Genomic DNA, 24036 nt, shown 5'->3' on the forward strand with positions numbered 1-24036 from the left:
AGTGTAAAGAAGCGAGCAGGACCCCTGCTCGCTTTTCTTTTTGGTGTTTATTTAAAATAAATCTAAATAAAGTTAAATGTTTTTTTACCTTTGCCTCGATTTAGATTAATTATAAATAACACACGATGAACATAAAATTTAGTTTGGTCTTAATTACCCAATTAATAAGTCTGAGTCTCCTGGCTCAAAGCCATAAAGGCTCTTTATCGGGAAGCGTAACGGGAAAAGATGGATCACCTGTTTCTACCGCAACAATAATCATCAAAGAGTTAAACAAAAGTATTCCTGTTGATACAAGAGGTGGTTTTACGATAGACGGATTAGAACCAGGGACATATACCTTAATTTTAAAAGCACTTGGGATTAAATCGCAAGAAAAAACAGTTTCTATAAAAGCTGATAAAAATAATAGTGTAAGTTTTAGGTCAGCAGATCATATAGCTGAGCTTAATCAGGTGACAGTAACGTCATATAATACAATAAACGATAAAGTTACCGAAGTTGGCAAAAGTAGGATAAGTGCAAAAGATTTACCTCAAAGTATTCAGATTATAGGTACTCAGGCTATTCAGGATCAGCAGATGAATCGTTTAAGTGATGTGATGAAAAATGTGAATGGCGTTGCTCTTGGTGCGATGAGAGGGGCTGTAACCGAAAATTTTTACGCCCGAGGATATAGCTTAGGAACCAATAATATTTTTAAGAATGGGATGAGAACCAATACCGGAACTTTACCAGAAGCCAGTACTTTAGAATCTGTAGAGGTACTAAAAGGTAGTGCGGCTTTGTTATACGGAGGTGTCACTGGAGGCGCAGTGGTAAATATGGTAACCAAAAAACCTCAGTTTAAAAATGGAGGTGAAGTTTCTTTCCGGACAGGAAGTTATGATTTATATAAACCTACAGTTGATGTTTACGGACCAATCTCCAACGATTTGGCATTTAGAGTTATCGGTACTTATGAAGATGCAGGTAGTTTTAGAAATAATGTAACTACAAACCGGATTTATGTTAACCCATCTTTATTATATAATATAGGAACTAAAACAGAAGTTTTATTACAAGGAGATTATTTAAAAAGTGATTATACTCCAGACTTTGGAATAGGTTCTGTTGATGGTAAAATTAATAAGTCTGTAGGTCGAAATACTTTTATTAATACTCCTTGGGCATACAATAAAACCGATCAAATAACGACTCAGTTAAACGTAAACCATAAATTTAACAACATTTGGAAATTAAATATTGCTGCAGGTTTGCAATCTTACGATAGAAATTATTTTGGAGCCGAGCGTATTCAGGCTGATAAGAATGGAAAAGCAGCAAGAGATCTAAATCGTTCAAAAACAGCAGAGTATACCTATAATGAGCAAATTAACTTAACAGGAATTTTAAATACTGGTAAAATTAAACACACGCTTTTAATTGGGGCAGATGGGGATCAATCTAGAACAAATGCTTATACATTTAATATTGCTGATGTAGAAAAAGGAAAAGGGTATGATACAATTAACGTTTTTAATTTTAATCAATATCCGTTAAGATCTGATATGCCCGAGACAACTTATTCAACAAGAACAAATACACCAATATACAGATATGGCATTTTTGTTCAGGATATGGTTGCCTTAACTGATAAATTTAAAGTTTTAGCAGGTATTCGCTGGACATATCAAAGAACTCCTGAAAGTAAGAAATATGATTATGGAAAGGATGAAACTACAACTATTGAAAATAAAACAAAAGATGGTAAATTGTTAGGAGCTAAAGTTGATAAAGCCTTCTCTCCAAAATTTGGTTTGATTTATCAACCACTTGCCAATACAAGTGTGTATGTTAGCTATGCAAATAATTTTACGTCAAATTCTGGTTATGATATCAATTATGTGCCAATGGGACCCTCTATCATAGATCAATATGAAGCAGGAGTTAAAAACGATTTTTTTGGAGGTAGATTTTCGGCAAACTTAACCTGGTATAGAATAGAGAATAACCGATTTGCCCAAACAGTACTTTCCTTACCTGACGGTAGCCCGTCCTCTGATACAAATATGAAAGAGTTTACAGGGAAAACAGCAAGTGATGGTATAGAGTTAGATTTAACAGGTAATATCGTTAAGGGATTAAACTTTATGGCGGGTTACAGCTATAACTACATGAGATATACAAGCACTATACCTGGGACTGGAATAAAAGAAGGCGAGCGCTTAGTCGGTACAACCAAACATACTGGAAATGGAACTGTATTCTATACCTTCCAGGAAGGAAAAGTAAAAGGGTTAAAATTAGGAGCTTCTGCTTTCTACACAGGAAATCGGAACGCCGGTTGGAATAATGCCAAAACTCCTGCACCAGGTGTACCGGCAGATAGAATAATTCCTTTAGATGGCTTTACAACATTCGATTTCTCTGCTGGATATACATTCAAAAAGATAAGTATCCTTGCAAAAATATCCAATATTACCAATGAGTTTAATTATTACGTTCACGAAAACTACAGCGTAAATCCAATTGCACCACGTCAATTTATCACTACTTTGGGATATAAATTTTAAAAACTTCATATAGCAAGTCCTGCTAAAAAGCAAAAGCAGTAAAGCCGGTAAAGTCAATTATTTGATTTTTGCCGGCTTTTTATTGTTAGTAAAAGTAATAAGAAAAAGTATCAGGTATTTAGTATCAAGATGTCCGAAGTCAGGCGACCAAAGAGTGAGGCTTGGTTAAACCTAAAGTGAGCCATAAAGTAAAAAAAACTTAGCGACCTTTGTGAAAACCATAGTGCTCTTTGCGGTTAAAAATGAAGGTCTGTACCAGGCTTACTAATCTCAACCTCTGTTTATCCTATTTAACATTAAAAATTAAGCATTCAACATTAACTGCGTATCTTGTATTATAAATCCTCTTTTTATCAGATTGTACATGAAGATTACATATACTGAAATTTATAGGTTAAGTATCAAGATGGATCCCTTTGCCATTGCTACGGGTACGATGGACTATGCGCAAAATGTTTATATCCGTTTGTATACGGATATTGGGATTTACGGAGTTGGCGAATGTTCGGCCTTTCCGTTTATTGTAGGAGAAACTCAGGACACCTGCATAGCTGTTGCTAAAGATTTTGCTAGGTTATGGAAAGGGAAAGATGCTTCAGATATAGAGTCTCGACTGGGGGAGCTAAATAGCATGATTGCAGGTAATACAACCATAAAAAGTGCTTTTGATATGGCCCTTTACGATTTAAATGCAAAATCGGCAAATATGCCTTTGTATAAATACTTAGGAGGTGATAAAAAGCAGATAGAAACGGATATAACCATCGGTATTGGTACAGTAGAGGAAATGGTAGAAAAAGCATTAAAGTTTCAAAAAAATGGCGCTAAATGCTTAAAAATAAAATTAGGAAAGGACGCAGAGGAAGATGTAAAACGTGTAGAGAAAATAAGGGAAGCCTTAGGAGGAGATATCACCATCCGACTGGATGCCAATCAGGGCTGGGGTTTTGAAGACGCCGTGTTTGCACTGAAGAGAATGGAAGCATACGATATTCAATTTTGCGAACAACCAATGCGCTCCTGGAATGATGATTTATTGCCAGAACTAAAGAAGCAAACCCAGATAAAAATTATGGTAGATGAAAGCTGTTATAATCATCACGATACCAGAAGGCTAATCGCTGCACAAGCTTGCGATTGTATTAATATTAAATTAGTGAAATCCGGTGGTATAGCTGAGGCTATTCGTATTCATGATATCGCGGTTCGGGCCGATATCCCCTGTATGATTGGTGGCATGCTTGAAACCAGATTGGCATTAAGTGCCAATCTTCATTTTGCATATGCATTTCCAAACATAAAATATTACGATTTAGATACTTGTCTGATAGGGCATCTGGAAGATCCTGTTAAGGGAGGTGCCCGATACAACGGATATATTTTAGACATAGATGATTCGCATGGAATTGGTGCGGATATAGATGAAACTTATCTGAAAAACTGTGAAATGATCAGTATTTAGTAAGTAGCGATAAGATGACATAAAATCAATGTATTGCATGAAATCGTAAGGGCTTTTTTTGCTAATTTTGCACTTTGAAAAAATACGACGGCCTAAAAGGCAGAAAGCTTTTTTATGAGTAAGAAACCAATCGATCTGGGCGAGCAAAAAGATGTTGAGGTATACGGAGCAAGAGTCCATAATTTAAAAAATATTGATGTATCATTTCCAAGAAACCAGCTGGTGGTTGTCACCGGGCTTAGTGGCTCTGGAAAATCGTCTTTAGCTTTCGATACCATTTATGCCGAAGGGCAGCGTAGGTATATGGAGACTTTTTCCGCCTATTCACGTCAGTTTATGGGAGGCATGGAAAGACCGGATGTCGATAAGATTTCGGGTTTAAGTCCGGTTATTGCCATAGAACAAAAAACAACTTCGAAGAACCCAAGATCAACCGTTGGTACTATTACCGAAATATATGACTTTATGCGTTTGCTTTTTGCCCGTGTAGCAGACGCTTACTCTTACAATACAGGCGAGTTGATGGTTAAAATGTCCGAAGACCAAATTCTGAATAAGATTCTGGAACAATTTGACGGCCAACCCATCAATATATTGGCGCCAGTGGTAAAAGGAAGAAAAGGACATTATAGAGAGCTTTTCGAACAGATCAGGAAACAAGGTTATTTAAAAGTTCGTGTTGATGGAGAAATAGTAGATGTTACTCCTAAAATGCAGGTCGACAGATACAAGATTCATGACATAGAAACCGTTGTCGATCGTCTGATTGTCAATCAGGAAGATAAAAAGCGTATTTATTCATCTGTCCAGGAAGCTCTGAAAATAGCAAAAGGAATTATTAAGATATCCGATAAGGAGAATAATGTTTATCATTTCTCCAAGTACCTGATGTGTCCTACTACAGGGATTTCGTATGACGAACCTCAGCCAAATACGTTCTCTTTTAATTCTCCATACGGAGCTTGTCCGGAATGTGACGGATTAGGATATGTATTTGATATTGATGAAGAATCTGTTATTCCAAATAGAAAAATAAGCATAATGAACGGGGCTTTGGCTCCATTGGGCGAGTATCGTGATACCTGGATTTTTCAGGTCATCAAAGCCTTGTCAAAAAAATATAACTTTTCACTTTCTCAACCGATAGAAAAACTAAGTGAGGAAGCGCTGCATATATTATTACACGGAACAGATGAGCTGATAACAGTTCCTGTAGCATACAATAAATGGAACGTAGAAAACTATCAGATCGAATTTGATGGAATTATAAAACTTCTGGAAGAGCAGAACGAGAAAAAAGGAGAGTCGATGGACTTGGAAGGATACCGGATAACCAAGACTTGTCCTGTTTGTGAAGGTGCCAGATTGAAAAAGGAGTCTCTTCATTTTAAAGTCGACCAGAAGAATATCTTCGAACTATCATCAATGGATATTAAAAATCTGTACCATTGGTTTAATCATATTGAAGATAGACTTAGCGAAAGGCAAAATATTATCGCCAAGGAAATTATCAAGGAAATTCGTTCCAGAATAAGCTTTTTGCTGGATGTAGGTTTAGAATATCTGACTTTGGATAGAACAGCGAGAACCTTATCTGGAGGAGAGGCACAGCGTATCCGTTTAGCAACACAAATTGGTTCGCAGTTAATGAACGTGATGTACATTTTAGACGAACCTTCTATTGGCCTTCATCAGCGTGATAACGACAGACTAATCAAAGCGCTGAAAGATCTGCGTGATTTAAGTAATACCGTTTTAGTTGTAGAGCATGACAAAGACATGATTCTGGAAGCGGATTATGTAATTGATATGGGGCCATCTGCGGGTGTAAACGGAGGTAAAGTTGTTGCAGAAGGTACACCAAAAGAAATTTTACAAAAACATACACTAACAGCTTCTTATCTGAATGGTGAGAAGGGAATAGAAATTCCAGCTAAGCGCAGAGAAGGTAATGGCAATGTCTTGTCTTTGAAAGGAGCAACCGGAAATAACCTGAGAAACGTAAGTGTTGATTTTCCTTTGGGAAAATTGATCTGTGTAACCGGAGTTTCGGGAAGTGGAAAGTCTACTTTAATAGGAGAAACTTTGTACCCGATTTTAAACAGGCATTTCTTTAGAGCTAAAAAGCAACCAATGCCTTATAAATCTATAGAAGGTTTAGAGCATATCGATAAAGTAATTGAGATCGACCAGAGTCCTATAGGGAGAACACCACGTTCAAATCCATCAACTTATACCGGGGTATTTTCGGATATTAGAAATCTTTTTGTGGCTTTGCCCGAATCGCAAATCAGGGGATATAAACCGGGACGTTTTTCTTTCAATGTAAAAGGAGGAAGATGCGAAACCTGTCAGGGTGCCGGAATGAAAGTAATTGAAATGAACTTTTTACCGGATGTTCAGGTTCCTTGTGAATCTTGTGCCGGAAAACGGTACAATCGTGAAACTTTAGAAGTTCGTTATCGTGGTAAATCCATCAGTGATGTTTTGGATATGAGTATCGAGGATGCTGTAAACTTCTTCGAGAATATTCCTTCTATCCATCGGAAAATAAAAACTTTGAAGGATGTTGGTCTGGGTTATATCACCCTGGGACAGGCTTCAACCACCTTGTCCGGAGGGGAAGCGCAACGTGTGAAACTGGCAACAGAACTTTCAAAAAAAGATACCGGTAATACATTTTATATTCTTGACGAACCAACTACCGGTTTACATTTTGAAGATATCCATGTACTTTTGGGCGTTATCAATCTTTTAGTAGATAAAGGAAATACCGTCTTAATTATCGAACACAACCTGGATGTAATCAAAGTTGCCGATCATGTAATTGATTTGGGACCTGAGGGTGGCTCAGGAGGTGGAAAGATTGTTTTTAAAGGAACACCGGAAGGTTTGGCAAATTGCGAGGATAGCTTTACTGGGAAGTTTCTGAAGAAAGAAATGAGTTAGTAAAGTAATTCATTAGTCTATAGTTTATTGGTTGTTAATACGATAGATTGCACTTTATGGCTTGATTGATAGCTTTTACAACGTTGGGCCGTTCGAGATATTAGTCTAATACATCTCGAACTTAGATTGATTAAATATAAATTTCAAATTTATAACCTAATAAATACTTCCGTGTATTTTTAAAGTTGTTAGTTAAGATGGCCAATTTAGTTTATTTAACAGTCTATATTTTTATGCCGAAATATAACTTAAGTGTGGTATATTACCCTTCGAACTGAAACCAAAATACCATGGACACAAGAAGATCATTCCTGAAAAAGGCTTCTTTACTGGCGGGGACAACAGCCGCTTTTCAAATATTACCAGATTCTATTCAAAGAGCGTTAGCTATAAATGCACCTGAGGGCTCAACATATTTAGATGCAGAACATATCGTTTTTTTAATGCAGGAAAACCGTTCGTTTGATCATTGTTTTGGAATGTTGAAAGGGGTACGTGGTTTCAATGATCCAAGACGGATAACACAACCTGACGGATTACCTGTATGGATACAGTCAAACAAAAAAGGTGAGCATTATGCTCCTTTTCATCTGGATATAGAGAATACCAAAGCAACATGGATGGGTTCATTACCTCATACGTGGAAAGATATGGTGTACGCCCGAAACGAGGGGAAAATGAATACGTGGTTAGAAGCCAAGAAACCCAAAGCCGAATATCAGCATATGCCTTTAACGATGGGATACTATGATCGTAAGGATTTACCATTTTATTATGCATTTGCCGATGCTTTTACAGTATGCGATCAGCATTTCTGTTCATCTCTTACTGGCACCAGTGCGAATCGTTCCTATTTTTGGTCAGGAGCTATCAGAGAAGAACCACATAATCCAGAATCAATAGCACATGTCGATAACAGGCAAATAAACTACAAAGATATTTCCTGGAAAACATTTCCTGAACGTCTGCAGGAAGCAGGCATCGATTGGAGAGTTTATCAAAATGAATTGAGTATTCCGGTAGGTTTTACAGAGGAAGAGGACGATTGGCTGGCAAATTTTACAGATAACAATCTGGAATTTTATAAGCAATACCATGTCAGGTTTCATTCTGCACACAGAAATTATATTCGCAATCGCATTAATGAATTAGAAATTAAACTCGAAAAACTGAAGTCAGGTAATGAGCAGGAGGAAAAATTACGAAATGAGTTGTTACGTCTAAAAAAGGAGAAAGAAAGATATTCAGAAGAAAATTTTAACAAATTAAGTGATTTTGAAAAGCAGATACATCAGCGGGCATTTACTACAAATGTTGGAGACAAAAACTATCATAAATTAGAAAATATGTCTTATACTGATGGTAAAAAAGAGCAAACCGTCAATGTTCCTAAGGGAGATATATTTCACCAATTCCGAGGAGACGTACAAACAGGCAAATTGCCAACCGTTTCTTGGTTAGTGGCACCGTGTCGTTTTTCAGATCATCCCGGGTCTCCGTGGTATGGCGCATGGTACGTGTCAGAGGCATTAGACATCCTAACGGCGAATCCTGAAGTGTGGAAGAAAACCATATTTGTACTAACCTATGATGAAAACGATGGTTACTTTGATCATGTACCGCCATTTGTACCCCCACATAGTTCGCGACCAGATACAGGAAGCCTGCCGAAGGGGATGAATACAGCTGCGGAATATGTAACAGCAGAGCAAGAGAAAATCAGGACTAACAATCCAGACGCAACTTTAGATAGTCCTATTGGATTAGGATTCCGCGTTCCGATGGTTGTCGCTTCTCCATGGACAAAAGGAGGTTGGGTAAATTCAGAAGTATTTGATCATACCTCAAGTCTGCAATTCTTAGAGCATTTTCTGGAAAAGAAGACGAAGAAAAAAATTATCGAAGAAAACATTAGTCCTTGGAGAAGGCTAGTTTGTGGTAACCTGACTTCTGTGTTTCGACCGGTAGAGAACAATACTAAACCCGAGCTGGACTTTGTAAACCGAAATGAAGATATTAAACGTATTTATAGTGCGAAAGCAAAAGATTTGCCGGGAAATTATCAGCTTATCAAAAACGCAACGCCAGAAAATGATTTTAAAAGTCAGCTTCCTCACCAGGAAAAGGGAGTGAAAAAAGCTTGCGCCTTGCCTTATGATCTGAATGTAAATGCGATTTTAGATAAAGTAAAAGGGCAATTGCTTGTACGTTTTGAAATTGGAGGACGTTTGCCAAAAAACAAATTGATTGGTGTTCCCTTTATTGTTAAGGCAGGGGCCATTTATGGAAAAGATAAAGAACCTGGGCGAATATGGAATTTTACGGTTAAACAAGATGAGCCTTTGATTTATAATTGGGATGTTTATCAGTTTAAAGGAAACTATCATCTCGAAGTGTATGGCCCCAATGGGTTCTATCGGTCTTTTGCGGGAGACAAACATGCAGATATCATTATTCAGGTTGACACCTCTCATGGAAAACAAGGCTTTGTATTGGACAAAAAATCAAAAAATGCTGCGTTAATTATAGAAGATAAATCCTATGGATATGAAAGTCGGTTTCCAGAGGCAGGAAAAACTGGGAGGACCGGGTGGAAGCTGGAAAAGTCTGGTGGTTGGTATGACTTTCAAGTCCTGTCTAAAGATAATCCTGGTTTTGTTTATCGATATGCAGGACATATCGAAACTGGGCGTCCGAGTATAACTGATCCGTTAATGGGAGGGGAATTAGCGATGCTGAAGTAACAATTACTTTAATAAGAGATAAAATGAGTTGTTTTTTAAGATTGAAATATTTTTATAAATTCATGGTATTCAATTGGAAGGCAAAATAGTGTTGGCGATAATGTTTCTGAACTTAGAAAAGAACCGGCATGCTTAAACTTTTAAACGCAGAGCAAACAAAACTTGCTGATCAGTATACCATAGAAAACGAACCCATTCCCTCGTTGGAATTGATGGAGCGGGCTTCATATACTTTTGTGAAGACATTTTCAGAACGCTTTCTGGATAAGAAAAAGACCATTACCATTTTCTGTGGAAAAAGAAATAATGGAGGCGACGGTTTGGCGATTGCTCGTTTATTACATCAGGACAGGTATGAATTTGTTGATGTTGTAATTGTTGATTTCTCCGATAAATCTACACCCGAATTTGATGCCAATCTCATTGCATTGCAGCAAACAGATGTCAGTATATTTTATCTTAAAAATCCGGAAGAACTGGAAGGCAAACAGACCGATGTAATTATAGATGCAATATTCGGTATTGGCCTTAGTCGCGAATTGGATCAGTCCTATCAGCAATTGATTGAAAAGCTGAATCTTTTATCCGGAAAGAAAATCAGTGTAGATATTCCAAGCGGAATGCCTTCGGAGGGAAGACTTTATGGAAATGTTATTTTTAAAGCAGATTGGGTTATTACTTTTCAGAGACCCAAACTTAATTTCCTGCTGCCTTTATCAGCACCTTACATCAAAGAGTGGAAAGTTGTGAATATTGGCTTGAATGAACATTTCATAGAAAATACTGCCTCTCCGTATTATTGGATTTGGAAGAAGGACATTTCAGACCATATCAAAGTGAGAAAATCTTTTGATCACAAAGGTACTTATGGGCATAATTTGATTATAGCGGGAGATATTGATACCATGGGCGCCGCATTATTAACCGCTGAGTCGAGTATGAAAAGTGGTTCGGGATTAACAACAGCGTGTATCCCTCAAAGTGGAATAACAGCGCTAAACGCCCGTTTACCAGAAGTAATGTATTTAAGCCGGGAGAATTTAGATAATACCGATTTGGATAAATATAGCTCCATTTGCATAGGTCCCGGATTGGGAAAAACCGAAGAAGCAAAAGCGATAATCATCCATCTGATATCAACCTATAAAAAGCCTATTGTCTTTGATGCCGATGCCTTAAATATATTGGCGGAAGATGAAAATTTGCTTTCTCAAATTCCTTTACATTCTATCCTGACACCACATATCAAAGAATTTGACAGGCTGTTTGGAGAACACCATAACTGTTGGGATAGAATAGAAACTGCATTTCGACAGGCCCAAAAGCTGCAAAGCTATATCGTACTTAAAAACAGGTATACCATGATTTTTACGCCAACTGGATTATGTTATTTTAACTCTTCCGGGTCTCCTGCTATGGCAATAGGTGGAATGGGTGATGTTTTAACCGGTATGATATCCAGTTTTATCGCGCAGGATTATCCAATAGAAAATGCGATAATTATAGCGGTCTTTTTACATGGATACATAGGGGAGCAATTGGGACAGAAAATGTATGTCGTTCCACCTACTAAACTCATAAAACAGATACCGTATGTTATAAAAGATTTAAAATCTTAAAAAAATAAAAATAGACTAAGGGTATTTCTACATAAAGGTGTTTTGGTCTAAAACATCAAAAGAAATATCATGTATAGAAAATTATTTTTAGGTCTGGTTTTATTGGTTGCCAATGCTACATCCGCTTCTTTCGCACAGGAAAAACATGTTAATGTAAATGTAGGGTTTATGTATCCTGTAAGCAGTAACGGTAGGGATGCAAAAGTTTATACCAATAAGGTTTCCTTAAATGTATTGAGTGGAGTATCCTATTCCGAACAAGCTTTTTCTTTTTCAGGACTGCTCAATAAAGTTACAACCAATGTAGAAGGAGTACATCTCTCTGGTATAACTAATTTGGTTGGAGAAAATGCCGAGGGCTTTCTGTTCTCAGGAATACTCAACAAATATAACTCAGGTAAAGGGGGACAAATGGCCGGGTTGGCGAACCTTGCTAAAAACGGAGTTACCGGAGTACAGTTTTCAGGACTGATAAACCAGTCGAAACAACTAAATGGACTTCAGGTCGCTGGAATTTATAATAATGCAGGCAGCAGTATAAAAGGCCAGCAATTCTCGGGAATTGCAAATGTCGCAGATGATGTTACCGGAGTGCAATGTGCCGGTATTGTAAATTTGGCAAAAGATACGCTGAACGGTCTGCAGTTTGCCGGAATTGGCAATAAAGCAAGTGTAGTAAAAGGTTCTCAGTTTGCGGGTATTTTCAATAAAGCGAAAAAAGTTAACGGAGTGCAATTTGCGGGTATAGTAAATATTGCCGATAGTAGTGACTATCCGATAGCGATACTGAACTTTATTAAAAACGGAGAAAAAAGTATTGGTTTCAGTATAGACGAGCAAGGAAATACTTTAGCAACATTTCGCTCCGGAGGGAAAATAATGTATGGGATCCTGGGGCTGGGATATAATGTAAAAAATGAAAAAGAGATCTATGCTTTTCAGGCAGGTATTGGAGCGCATTTATTGTCAAGAGATAAGTTTGGATTAGATTTAGAGGGCACAAATGTTGTTCTGGAAAGCTTTAGGAAAGGCGAATTTTTTAAAAACTCCTTAACCTTAATACCCACATACCGAATTGATAAACGATTAGAATTATTTGTAGGGGGATCAGTAAATTACTTAAGCACCAATACAGACGAAGGAAGTAATCTGACCAAGAAGTTTATCCATAGCTGGACAGGGAAATCGGGTGATAATTTTCAGGGAATTTTCTTTGGGGGTTCGGTAGGATTGAAATTAAGATTGTAATGAATTCATCTTTTTCATCGGTGCTGGATACAGAAGCCGCTAGCAAAGAGCTATATTTATCCCAAAATAAGATAGTGCCCCTTAATAATCTCCAGGATAATACGCAGACAGAGCGAGAATTTGAAACGCTGTTTAAAAGCTATTTTAAGGCGCTATATGCTTATGCACTTACTATTTTAAAGGATGAAATTGCAGCGGAAGAAGTAGTGCAGAATGTTTTTCTGAAATTATGGGAACGTAAAGAACTCTTGGAAAAAGAATCTATAAAATCATATCTGTATAAATGTGTTTATCACGATAGTTTAAATCACATAAGACATATGAAAGTGAGGGGGAAATTTGTTGAGTACGCACAGCGGTCAGAGGCTTTTAGCGACGATGCTTACGAAGTTACTGTGGGAAAAGAACTGGAGGCGAAGTTGAGGCAAGCATTGAACGAGCTGCCTCAACAATGCCGGACAGTTTTTCAAATGAGTCGATTTCAGAATTTAAAATATCAGGAAATAGCCGACGCACTGGATATTTCTGTGAAAACTGTTGAGGCGCATATGGGAAAAGCCCTGAAAAGCTTGAGATTTAAATTAGCGGATTTCCTGCCAATCGTAATTTACGTTCTGGCCTATATCAAACTTATAATTATAAAGCTGTTATGACCGACGAACTTTTGATAAAATATCTTCTGAAAGAGACTAGTGCTGATGAGCAGAGATTGGTTGAACAATGGCTTTTAGATAGTGAAGCAAACAGAAAGCAGTTTGATGAAATACGATTTCTATGGGAAAGAAGTGCCGATTTGCTAAAGAACGAAGCTTTACCTGATGAGGAAGAAGCCTGGGAACGATTCAAAAAGAAAAGAGAAGCGCAGCCCACGGTAAAGAAAATGCCGTCAGGACATATTTTTCAGTGGATAGCTGCGGCTTCTGTAATACTGATAACAGGAATTACATTGTGGTTATTTCTCTCCAAAGATCTCGGAACAAGAAATATTATGACAAAAAATGAAGTAATATCCCAAACCCTGTCAGACGGATCTTCACTCACTATTAATAAAAATACCCAATTAAGTTTCAGTTCTTCTAAATCGCGGAGAATAGTGAAACTGAGCAAAGGGGAAGTCTTTTTTAATGTAGCACCGGATAAAAATAAACCATTCATTATCGAGTTGGGGAATACGGCGAAGGTGACTGTTGTGGGGACCTCTTTCAATATAAAATACAGAAATGGTTTATCCGAAGTAATTGTAGAAACCGGTCTGGTTAAAGTCACTAAAAATAATCAGGAACTAAATCTGCATCCAGGCGAAAAAGTCGAATTCGCCAGCCAGGATAGTACATTAACTGTTTCCAAAAATACCGACAATCTTTATAAGTATTTCAGAAACAAAGAGTTTATTATAGACAATATAGCCTTACAAAAGGTAGTTGATGTATTGTCAGAAGCGTATTCAACCAAAATAACGCTGGCCGACAAAAGTCTGGAAAATCTGAAGTTGAATGTTAAATTTAAAGAAGAACCTTTAGATAAAATCCTGAAAGTGATAGCAGAAACATTTGGCTTGCGTTTGGAAAAAAATAAGGAAGGCTATATTTTATATAAGAGATAAATGAAATTTCTGATCACCTCCTTATGTTTTATCCTGATTACTCTTGGTCGTTTGCATGCACAAACAGGATCGGATTTGCAAAAAAAAGTCAGCATTAAGGTGCAGAATGAAAAATTAAAGGATATACTTTCTAAAATCGAGTCCGAGGGAAATTTCTCTTTTTCCTATGATGGTGCGCTTTTGAATGCTGACAGTGTAATAACCTGCAATTTTCAAAACTTAGCGGTTATCGAAATCATCGATCAGCTATTCAAAGGAAATGTAGATTATCACGAAGTAAATGGCTTTGTTGTTTTAAAGCCGGCGATTTATCGTTTTTTTATTGAAGCCGATGAGATAGAAGCACAGGACAGAAGGTATTCTATAAAAGGAAAAGTAATAGATTCTAAAACAGGATTGGGAATACGTAACGCGAGTGTGTACGAGAAACGTCTGTTAAAATCTACCCTTACTGATCGAAACGGAGTATTTAACCTGCGATTTAAAGGCGAGCATAAATCGGTTATACTAACGGCCAGCAAGGAAAATTATAAAGATACTACCATGTTTTTTCTGTCAGATGTAAAAGTCAGACCCGAAGGAGTGAAAGGCGATAATGAGGGAGAAGGTCGATTTGGATTCAATAATATCGTAGAAAATACGGGTTTTGGGCGATTTTTAATTTCGTCCAAAAGGCGAGTACAAAGTATGAACATTCAGAAGTTCTTTGTCAATAGTAAAGTTCAGGCCTCATTTCTCCCCGGATTGGGCTCTCAGGGTTTTATGAGCTCTCAGATAGTAAATACATTTTCCTTTAATATTTTAGGCGGATATTCTGCAGGAGTAAAGGGCTTTGAATCGGCAGGGATTTTTAACCTTACCAAAGAAGATATAGGAGGAGGCTTTCAGTTGGCTGGCTTGCTTAATCAAACCGGAGGCGATGTAAATGGTATGCAAGTCGCAGGTATCGTAAATTTAGTTCACGGAAGTTTCGACGGCTTTCAATTGGGGGGAATAGCCAATAAAATTGGTTCGGGATTTAACGGAATGCAGACATCAGGTATCTGTAACCATGTAAATAGAACTTTCAGAGGAATGCAATTAACTGGTATCAACAATTATGTTAAACGCGATTTTACAGGTGTACAAATATCCGGTATATTCAACAAAGTCAACGGAGATTTCAGGGGAGTGCAATTTAGCGGAGTTGCTAATAAAATAGCGGGTAAAGGGAAAGGAGTTCAGATAGCAGGAATTATAAATATTTCGAAAAAGCTTGAAGGGTTGCAATTTGGACTGGTCAATATAGCAGATAGCTCTTCAGGAGTTGGAATAGGTGTCATCAACATTTATAAAAATGGCTATAAAAAACTGAACGTTTATGTAAATGAAACATTAAGCCAGCAAATTAGCTTTAAAAGTGGTGACAAAAAGCTTTATTCTATTGTAGAAGCCGGAACTAACTGGAAGCCAAATAAGGATAGAATATATAATATTGGCTTTGGTTTTGGACACGATTTTATTTTAAACACAAAGACCTTATTGAACACCGAGCTACAGGGAACAACATTTTTTAATGAGAATTTTAAGGTCCTGGGTAATTCAAACAAATTGACTTTAGGAGGAGAAAGAGAAATTTTTAAAAATATTGGTTTGGTCGCTGGCATTAGTTATCAACTTTATTCCGAAGATTTTGCCGATAATGACCGGAAATCTTATCCGTCCTGGGCAAATAAAATTAGCGAGAACCAAAGAGCCTGGTTTGGAGGTAAATTAGGTGTAGTCTACTCGTTGTAATTTAAGCTGTCTTCAGCTTTGTGTTGTTGGATATTTATAGTTGGCGATAACTAACTTACTTTATATTTTTTCTCCAGAAATGCTTTTAATTTTTCCGGTTCTGCAGAGCCCAGAGTCGCTGTTTTCAATTTCCCATCCTGGAGATAACTAATCCTTACAGCATCTCTTCCTTGGATATTGTATAACATGCCATTAAAAGTTATTCTGATACCAAAGCCATATAACCAGGATGTTTTTACCGCATGAATAGAAGTTATAGTGTCAGGTTGTAATTTGATATGGATCAAGCCGATGCCATACAATATGTTAATTCCCGTGTCATCAACCCGTATTTTCAATTTATAAAAATTGATCAGGATCAAAATGAAGACAAAAAGCAACAACTGAAAGACATTCGCCGGTAGTGGGTTATTCCCAAGTTGATAATAATAGGTTGTGGTAATAACTATAACTACAGCCAGCATAATAGCGATAAAAAACCAGCCTGTCTGGTTACTTTCGTATTTCATAATTTAAAGATAATGAAAAAGTCCGTAGTCGGATGTCCGAAGACCGAAGTTTGGTTGTGGGTAAATGATGATCTATAGTTCAATAGTCGCTAGTGAAATCTACTAATGAACTATAGACTATTGAACTAAAAAAATAGCCGGTCTTAACAGTAAGTGTTTGATAATGAGTAGTTAGCTGGCTACTTGGTCAAACAAGTGCTTTTCAGCATGATAAGAGGAACGAACCAGCGGTCCGCTTTCTACATATTTAAAACCTAGTTTACTTCCATACTCTTTGTATTTAGCAAATTGATCGGGATGTATCCAGTCAATTACCGGATGGTGGTTTTTTGTGGGCTGTAAATACTGCCCTAATGTTAGAACATGAACGCCAGCATCACGTAAATCAATCATTGTCTCATAGACATCAGCTTCGGTTTCACCTAAACCAAGCATAATACCTGATTTTGTTCTTAAACCGAAATCCGAAATGCGTTTAAGACATTCCAAACTTCTGTCGTATTTAGCTTGTATACGAACTTCGCGTGTTAATCTTTTTACAGTTTCGATATTGTGTGAAACGACCTCAGGCCTTTCTTCACAAACACGATATAAATTGTCCCAAATTCCTTTAAAATCTGGGATTAAGGTTTCCATGGTTGTTCCAGGGCTTTCTCTGCGAATAGCTTTAATAGTTTCTGCCCAGATGATAGAACCTCCATCTTTCAAATCGTCACGGTCAACAGAAGTTATAACTGCATGTTTTACGTTCATTAGCTTAATAGAGTTTGCAACCCTGTTTGGCTCGTCCGTATCTACAGCTAAAGGACGGCCGGTAGCTACCGCGCAAAAAGAACATGAGCGTGTACAGATATTACCCAAAATCATGAACGTAGCAGTACCCGCACCCCAACACTCACCCATATTAGGGCAATTGCCACTTTCGCAAATAGTGTGTAATTTATGCTCATCAACCAAACCCCTTACATGAGCGTATTCTTTACCCACAGGAAGTTTCACTCTCAACCAATCTGGTTTACGGCTAGTTTGATTAGCCGGAATAACAGGCAGTTCTATCATGCTCCAAAAATACGGATACTTTAGTTAATATTTATGTTGAAAGGATGTAAATTTAATAGGTAAGTTGAGTTCTATAGTTTATATAGTTCATGGAAGTTCGGAGACGGAAGTCAGGTGGTCCATGGACAATAGTCGATAGTTTATTTGATTTGAAAAGGCCCTATTTACAAAGATTGGTTAAATAAGATGTAGTAATAATTCGTCTGGTAGCATAACAATTTGATTAGTGTCAATATCTAATTGCTAACTACAGTTAACTGTTTCCTATTCCACAGAAACAGTTAAGCCTTCCTGCTTTAATATCTTTCTGTAAACTTCCATTTCGGTAAAGGAACCTTCCAGTATAGCACATTTCCCTTTGGTATGTACAGTCCATGCAATTTTTTCAGCTTCGGACTCTGAATAATCCAGATAGTGACAAAGACAGTGGATAACATGCTCAAAAGTATTGGTGTCGTCGTTCCATAATATCAGGCGGTGACTCTTTTTTAAAGAGGTCAGTATTTCTTCAAGTGTAAAGGTTTCTTCCTTGGTCTCTACGTCAGCCATATTCAATGTCATAATGCAAATTTAAAAAAAAGTATGAAGAGAGCTTAATAAGATTTGTGTTACTTGATGTAAAGATTGAAGGGGATTTGGAGCAAAGGTTAATTAATCTTCCTCTTCCTCCCCGCTTTTTAAAATGCCTTTTTCTTTATCGTACATTCCCTTCATCTCATCAATTACGGTTTCTTTCCAAAGTTTTGTTCCCGAATAATAAGCTGCCCGGGCAATCAGGTGACCAGAAACGGGAGCTGTAAGGATTAAAAATAAGGCAATGGCAAATGACTTCATATTAATTGAAGGCTCACCAAAGAAAATGGAAGCTGCTACAAGTATGAAACCCGTACCCAGGGTCGCTGCTTTAATGGTCACCGAAAGGCGCAAATAGAAATCAGGCATTCTGAAAATTCCAATAGCGGCAATTAATATCACGATACTGCCCAATGTGGCAAAAAACATTACTAAAATCTCTGTCATTTGTTAATTTTTTCTATATAATAAGAAAACGCAAGCGTCCCTAAGAATGCGATTAACGCTAAGATCATCCCTACATCAAGAAACAGGGAATTATTAAAAGTGATGCAATAAATGGCAATAACACCGATACCAGATGTAATAATTAAGTCTAGCGCAATAACTCGGTCTACGATACTAGGGCCTTTCATCAGCCTGATAAACGTGAGGATCAGCGAAAAAGAAAGTATAGGCAATATCACAAATTGCAGGTACAGGCTCAGATTCATCTTGTTATTTCTAAAATTCTTTTTTCAAAACCTTCCTTAATTTCCTTGATAAAGGTGTCTTTGTCTTTTAAATACATGTTGTGGATGTACATCACCTTTTTATCAGCACTGATATCCATCACCAGTGTTCCCGGAGTGAGTGATATACAGGAAGATAACAGATTAATTTCCCAGTCGTCATCCAGGTCTATAGGGTATTTCACAATCCCGGGTTTCATAAAATATTTAGGTGTAATCACGTCATATGCTACGTGGATATTCGCTTTTATCATCTCGTATAAGAAATACAGTACGAAACCTATAGCCTTTGGCACCCGGTTGAAGTACTTCTTGTTTTTGCGGTTCTCACCTTTTGCCAGAATCCAAAGAATAAAGTATCCAAGCATAAACCCAAACAGGAAATTTCCATAATAGAAAGTTCCGCTTAAGGCTACCCATATAAACATGAGCAGCAAGTTCATTAAAAACTGTTTAGTCATATTATATTACCTGTTTAATGTCCAAAAACTGCGTCTATGTAAGGTTGTGTATCTATCATCTGCGTAGCAACCTTTTTACTTATATAAAATACTTTATCTGCAGACAGGCCTATAAAAAGCGTAATCAGCATTAAGATTGCTATTGGGCTGATAAGGTAAATTTTATTCAGTAAGCTTTTGTTCTCAAATAAATTGTCTCCTTTCGAAAAGCCTTCTTCTTTATTTTTCCAGAAAACATTTGCCCATACTTTTATTATCACATATAATGTAATGAAGCTAGCAAAAATGAGTCCGATGATAAAGGCGTATTGATTTTGTTCGAAAGCTGCATTAACAAAGTTTATTTTTGGCCAGAATCCAGATAATGGAGGAATACCTATCAGAGAGAAAAAGACCAGTGCGAATATCAGCGTTATCTTAGGGTACTCTTTATACATATTTCCCAAATGTTTCATGTTGACAGATCCGTTCATCATTCTGATAATTCCGGTAATCAGGAATAGATTGGTTTTGATAATGATATCATGGATCAAATAAAAGATTGTACCCGTTAATGAAACCAACGTAAACATACCGATACCGCCAATCATAAAACCGATATGACAGACAATAAGATAGGAGAAGAGCTTTCTTAAATTCATTTTGTTGATAGCGCCAAAAGCCCCTACAAACATGGTGAATACCGCCAAAATAATCACCGTTTCACTAATCCATCCGTCCATCCTGAATACCAGAGAAAACATTCTCAACATTGCATAAATACCTACTTTCGTTAGTAAGCCACCAAATAATGCTGCAATAGCCGAAGGTGGCGTGTGATAGGATGAAGGTAACCAGAAATATAAAGGAAATATGGCTGATTTAATTCCGAAACTTAAAATAAAGAAAATAGAAACGATGGTTACCAATCCCTGGTTAGGTAGTTGAGGGACTTTAATTGCCAAATCGGCCATATTTAAAGTTCCTGCAATGCCATAAAGCAGGCCGATACCCGTTAGGAAAATGGTGGAGGAGAAAAGGTTAATAGCCACATATTTAATAGAACCTTCAATTTGCGCTTTTCTTCCGCCAAGAGTCATTAAAACAAATGAAGAAATAATAATTACTTCAAACCAAACGTACAGGTTGAATAAATCTCCGGTAAGGAAAGCACCAAATAAGCCCATAAGTAAGAAGTGGTAAATGGTATAAAATCCAAAATTTACTCGGTTTGTGCCAATTCCTTGCATACAGTAGATGGAAATGCAGAAGCCGACAATGCTGCTTAAAAGGACCATTAATGAGCTAAACGTATCCGCAACAAAAGTAATCCCGAAAGGAGGTTTCCAATTTGCGGCATGCATAACCAAAATTCCGTCCTGCTCTACTCTTATAAAAAGAATAATAGAAGCAATCAATACCAGGGAACTACCCACAACACTAATGTATCTTAAGATATTGCTCTTTCCCCAGAACAATAAAGTAATAATCGCAACAACCATTTGCCCCAGCAGGGGCATCACAATAAAGTTCTCAATCATATATCGTCAATTTCTTCCGGGGTATTTAAATCATCCAAATCATCTGAGTTTACGAGAACGTATACCCGTTTAAGTAACACAATAGAAAAAGCCTGTAAACCAAAGCTTATTACAATGGCTGTTAATATTAAGGCCTGCGGAACAGGATCGGCAAAAGGTTCCAGTAATATTTTTAAGTTATCTTCCATTACGGGAGGGTTCCCTCTGGTAATCCTCCCCATTAATAATATCAGCAAATTCGTTCCATTACCCAACAACATCACTCCAATCAGCAATTTTACCATACTTCTTCTAAGCAGCATGTAAACTCCGGAGGCGTAAAGTAATACGATAAGGAAAACAATAATCAGTTCCATGCTATTTAGTAGATTGAGATATGGTAAACAAAATAGTTAACACAACGCCAATGACAAGCAGGTAAACGCCAAGGTCAAAAAATAATGCGGTGCCTATCATACCGATAATAGGGATAGGTTCGTTATACCACACACCAGTCATAATCGGATCTCCTAAAAACATAGGAAAAACTGCGCTCGCCAAAGAAAGAATCAGCCCAACCGGTATAAATTTCACCGGAGGGATCCTGAGTAATTTTAATGTTTGTTCTACACTATTGGCAAAACTGTGCATGACGAAGGCGATGGAAGCAATCAAGCCCCCCACGAACCCACCACCTGGTTTGTAATGTCCTCTCAATAAGATGAATACCGAAAATAGTAGCAATACAGGAAGTAGATAATAAGTGGCCGTTTTTAAAATTCTGCTGTACATAATTATTCTTTTTCTGTTTCCTGAACCTGTAATTTCAATAAGCTGATTACACCAATACCTGCTATACTTAGCACCACGATTTCAAACAATGTATCAAAACCTCTGAAGTCTACCAGAATGACATTAACAACATTCTTTCCATGCGCAGAAATATAGGCTTCGTTGGCATAAAACTTTGATATGATATTCGGATGCGGCTCGTGGATAATTCCCAAAGCAATAATTCCAATAAATAAGCCAAATAATATAGATATTACGGCGTCCCTGATTTTAGTAGCTGTATTGGCGAAATTGATGAATCCCGGAAGCCGGAATAAAACAAGAACAAATAATACAACGGTTAATGTATCTATGGTAAATTGTGTTAAAGCGAGATCCGGGGCACTGTAAAAAACGAAGAACAGACAGATACAATAGCCTACTACGCTCATGGAAACAATTGCAGCTAAACGCGAAGACGTACTTATCGTCGTAAATACCGAAATGGTAACCATAATAGCTAAGGCAACCTCGTAAATCTTTAATGAACTGTATTTGCTAAAATCCAGCGACAGTTGTAAATGGTTAAAAATGGCATATCCTAAAATTAATAGACTAAATACAGTAATCGTTAAAAGGTATTTTCTTAAATAACCATTGTGTAAAATATGGGTGATCCTGAATGCAAACTGTTTCAGTCCCGAATTTATCCTGCTGAAAATATTTGCCATTGAAATCCTGAGGTCTGTTTCCTCAGCAGAATCTGTTTTTAATCTTGTAAGATAGAGAATAACGCCTAATATTATTGTAATGACACTTAAGATAAATACAATGTTGAATCCATGCCAAAGGTGTAATCTTGTAGCTATGATATTGTTATCTGTTAGAATGGACCTGGAATAATTATCAAGAAACGTACCTTCGAAAAGCTGTGGGGAAATCCCGAACAATAAGCTGAAGAACCCAAGAATAAGGGGACCGAAAGCTAATTTAAGTTCAAATTTAGATTTAGTTTTTTCTGCTATTTCCGATTGCCTGCCTATAAATGGAGTGATACCCGCAGAAAAAGAGGAACAAAGCATTAGTAAATTGGTCAGAACCAATACACCTAATAAACCAAAGGCCCAAGTTTTCTGAATTTGATAAACCGCGTCGTAGATTAATTCTTTTCCAATAAAACCAAAGGTTAAGGGAATACCGGCAGCAGAAAAGGCGGCAACCAACCCCGCAATAAACAGGTAAGGGTTACCTTTTCTTAAACCTGATAGCTGTGTGATGTTTCGGGTATGATAAGTATGGTCTATTATCCCAGTAATCAGAAACAAAGTCGCTTTATATAGCGCATGAACAACTATAAAAGTACCTAAAGCTTTCAATGCCCAATCACTGCCGATCCCAATTAGAAACACCATTATTCCTAATGCAGAAATGGTGGTATAAGCCAAAATGCTTTTTAAATCTATTTTGCTTATAGAAACGGCTGCACCAAGTAATAAAGTAATTCCACCAATCACAACTAGGGTAATATTCCATATTTCGTATCCCTGAAAAGCAGGGGAGAAGCGCAGCAATAGATAAATGCCTGCCGTTACCATAGTTGCTGAATGCAGATAAGCTGAAACGGGAGTTGGTGCTTTCATGGCTCCCGGGAGCCAGAAATGAAAAGGGAACTGAGCCGATTTGGTAAAAGCCCCTATGAAAATCAGCGATAGTATAAAGCCAAAATAAGGGTGAGATGTTATTAAATTGGCATTACTTATAATTGTCTGGATGGAATAAGAATCCACAATCTGTGCCATCCATAGCAATCCGGCAAATAAAACCAAACCACCAGCACCGGTAATACCTAAAGACACTAGCGCACTCTTTCTTGATGCCGCACTGTGGTGATAATGCCCAATCAGAAAAAATGAACTGATACTTGTGACCTCCCAAAAAAGAAAGAGGCTTATCACGTTGTCTGATAGCACCATACCCAGCATTGCCGACATAAACATGGCCAGGTAACCAAAGAACTTATGGATATCCTTATCATTAATCAGGTACTTGGAGGCATAGATAAAAATCAGGCTCCCAATTCCTGTAATGAGCAAACAGAACATCAGAGAAACGCCATCAAGATTAAAGTCCAGGTTGACATGAATTTCGGGAATCCATTTATATGAATATAAAATAGACTTTTGAGTTCCTAAATTATAAATATGCTGAATAAAGTAAACGAATAATCCGATAGGGACTAAAGCATAAGCCAATGCAGATTTAGCGTTTAACTTGTTGCTGAAAAATAAAATGAAAATCGATAGGATAATTCCAGATAGTACACTTATAAGCATCAATGTCAATTAAACGTTTGAGCTTAAAAATAATCAAAAAATATAAAAAATAGCTGCTAAAAACCGTCTTTTTTGATTTCTTGTTACTTAAATGGTTGTTTTTTTCCTAAAAATGTAAAAAAATGACACTAATTTGTGATTAAT

The 24036-nt window shown here is 37.2% G+C and carries 19 protein-coding genes; 9 read left to right on the top strand and 10 right to left on the bottom strand.

The features are described 5' to 3' along the window. The first annotated feature begins 125 nt into the window (after positions 1 to 125). From PEDSA_RS17385 to PEDSA_RS17425, 9 genes are all read left to right on the top strand, one after another. Entirely contained in the window at positions 126 to 2555 is a 2430-nt protein-coding gene (locus PEDSA_RS17385) for a TonB-dependent receptor (protein WP_013634475.1), read from the top strand. A 364-nt stretch (positions 2556 to 2919) separates the two neighbouring features. After that, the gene (locus PEDSA_RS17390) at positions 2920 to 4017 is read left to right on the top strand and encodes a mandelate racemase/muconate lactonizing enzyme family protein (protein WP_013634476.1); all 1098 of its coding nucleotides are present in this window, start codon (positions 2920 to 2922) and stop codon (positions 4015 to 4017) included. A 114-nt stretch (positions 4018 to 4131) separates the two neighbouring features. Then, a complete protein-coding gene (gene uvrA / locus PEDSA_RS17395; RefSeq protein WP_013634477.1) occupies positions 4132 to 6966 on the top strand; it encodes an excinuclease ABC subunit UvrA in 2835 nt (944 codons plus the stop codon). A 290-nt stretch (positions 6967 to 7256) separates the two neighbouring features. Beyond that, positions 7257 to 9710 carry a phosphocholine-specific phospholipase C gene (locus PEDSA_RS17400; RefSeq protein ID WP_013634478.1) on the top strand — a complete coding sequence of 818 codons (2454 nt, stop codon included), beginning with the start codon at positions 7257 to 7259 and terminating at the stop codon, positions 9708 to 9710. A 128-nt stretch (positions 9711 to 9838) separates the two neighbouring features. Further along, the gene (locus PEDSA_RS17405) at positions 9839 to 11329 is read left to right on the top strand and encodes a bifunctional ADP-dependent NAD(P)H-hydrate dehydratase/NAD(P)H-hydrate epimerase (protein ID WP_013634479.1); all 1491 of its coding nucleotides are present in this window, start codon (positions 9839 to 9841) and stop codon (positions 11327 to 11329) included. A 69-nt stretch (positions 11330 to 11398) separates the two neighbouring features. Next, positions 11399 to 12577 (top strand): hypothetical protein, encoded by a 1179-nt coding sequence (locus tag PEDSA_RS17410; protein WP_013634480.1) that lies wholly within the window; start codon positions 11399 to 11401, stop codon positions 12575 to 12577. Further along, positions 12577 to 13230, top strand: coding sequence for an RNA polymerase sigma-70 factor (locus tag PEDSA_RS17415; protein ID WP_013634481.1), 654 nt, complete (start codon positions 12577 to 12579; stop codon positions 13228 to 13230). The genes PEDSA_RS17410 and PEDSA_RS17415 overlap by 1 nt, the downstream gene beginning before the upstream one ends. Continuing rightward, entirely contained in the window at positions 13227 to 14180 is a 954-nt protein-coding gene (locus PEDSA_RS17420; RefSeq protein WP_013634482.1) for a FecR domain-containing protein, read from the top strand. Before PEDSA_RS17415 ends, PEDSA_RS17420 begins: the two co-directional genes overlap by 4 nt. Next, the gene (locus tag PEDSA_RS17425; RefSeq protein WP_013634483.1) at positions 14181 to 15956 is read left to right on the top strand and encodes a carboxypeptidase-like regulatory domain-containing protein; all 1776 of its coding nucleotides are present in this window, start codon (positions 14181 to 14183) and stop codon (positions 15954 to 15956) included. Between the two features lie 50 nt (positions 15957 to 16006). Here PEDSA_RS17425 and PEDSA_RS19715 read toward each other — a convergent pair whose 3' ends face one another. The 10 genes from PEDSA_RS19715 to mbhE all read right to left on the bottom strand — a co-directional run bounded on the left by PEDSA_RS19715 (position 16007) and on the right by mbhE (position 23892). Then, positions 16007 to 16465, bottom strand: a complete 459-nt coding sequence (locus tag PEDSA_RS19715; protein ID WP_013634484.1) for a hypothetical protein — start codon at positions 16463 to 16465, stop codon at positions 16007 to 16009. 171 nt (positions 16466 to 16636) lie between these two features. After that, positions 16637 to 17524, bottom strand: a complete 888-nt coding sequence (lipA, locus tag PEDSA_RS17435) for a lipoyl synthase (RefSeq protein ID WP_013634485.1) — start codon at positions 17522 to 17524, stop codon at positions 16637 to 16639. Between the two features lie 264 nt (positions 17525 to 17788). Then, positions 17789 to 18085: an ATP-dependent Clp protease adaptor ClpS gene (locus tag PEDSA_RS17440; protein ID WP_013634486.1), complete on the bottom strand. Its 297-nt coding sequence runs from the start codon at positions 18083 to 18085 to the stop codon at positions 17789 to 17791. A gap of 90 nt (positions 18086 to 18175) precedes the next feature. After that, positions 18176 to 18544 (bottom strand): monovalent cation/H(+) antiporter subunit G, encoded by a 369-nt coding sequence (gene mnhG, locus PEDSA_RS17445; protein WP_013634487.1) that lies wholly within the window; start codon positions 18542 to 18544, stop codon positions 18176 to 18178. Next, positions 18541 to 18810: a cation:proton antiporter gene (locus PEDSA_RS17450; RefSeq protein WP_013634488.1), complete on the bottom strand. Its 270-nt coding sequence runs from the start codon at positions 18808 to 18810 to the stop codon at positions 18541 to 18543. Before PEDSA_RS17450 ends, mnhG begins: the two co-directional genes overlap by 4 nt. Continuing rightward, positions 18807 to 19289, bottom strand: a complete 483-nt coding sequence (locus tag PEDSA_RS17455) for a Na+/H+ antiporter subunit E (RefSeq protein ID WP_013634489.1) — start codon at positions 19287 to 19289, stop codon at positions 18807 to 18809. Before PEDSA_RS17455 ends, PEDSA_RS17450 begins: the two co-directional genes overlap by 4 nt. A gap of 14 nt (positions 19290 to 19303) precedes the next feature. Further along, positions 19304 to 20809: a proton-conducting transporter transmembrane domain-containing protein gene (locus PEDSA_RS17460; protein ID WP_013634490.1), complete on the bottom strand. Its 1506-nt coding sequence runs from the start codon at positions 20807 to 20809 to the stop codon at positions 19304 to 19306. Then, the gene (locus PEDSA_RS17465; RefSeq protein WP_013634491.1) at positions 20806 to 21165 is read right to left on the bottom strand and encodes a Na+/H+ antiporter subunit C; all 360 of its coding nucleotides are present in this window, start codon (positions 21163 to 21165) and stop codon (positions 20806 to 20808) included. The genes PEDSA_RS17460 and PEDSA_RS17465 overlap by 4 nt, the downstream gene beginning before the upstream one ends. Before the next feature lies 1 nt (position 21166). After that, positions 21167 to 21580: a Na+/H+ antiporter subunit B gene (locus tag PEDSA_RS17470; RefSeq protein ID WP_013634492.1), complete on the bottom strand. Its 414-nt coding sequence runs from the start codon at positions 21578 to 21580 to the stop codon at positions 21167 to 21169. A 2-nt stretch (positions 21581 to 21582) separates the two neighbouring features. Then, positions 21583 to 23892 (bottom strand): hydrogen gas-evolving membrane-bound hydrogenase subunit E, encoded by a 2310-nt coding sequence (gene mbhE / locus PEDSA_RS17475; protein WP_013634493.1) that lies wholly within the window; start codon positions 23890 to 23892, stop codon positions 21583 to 21585. Positions 23893 to 24036: the final 144 nt, after the last annotated feature.

It is taken from the genome of Pseudopedobacter saltans DSM 12145 (assembly GCF_000190735.1).
GTDB lineage: Bacteria > Bacteroidota > Bacteroidia > Sphingobacteriales > Sphingobacteriaceae > Pseudopedobacter > Pseudopedobacter saltans.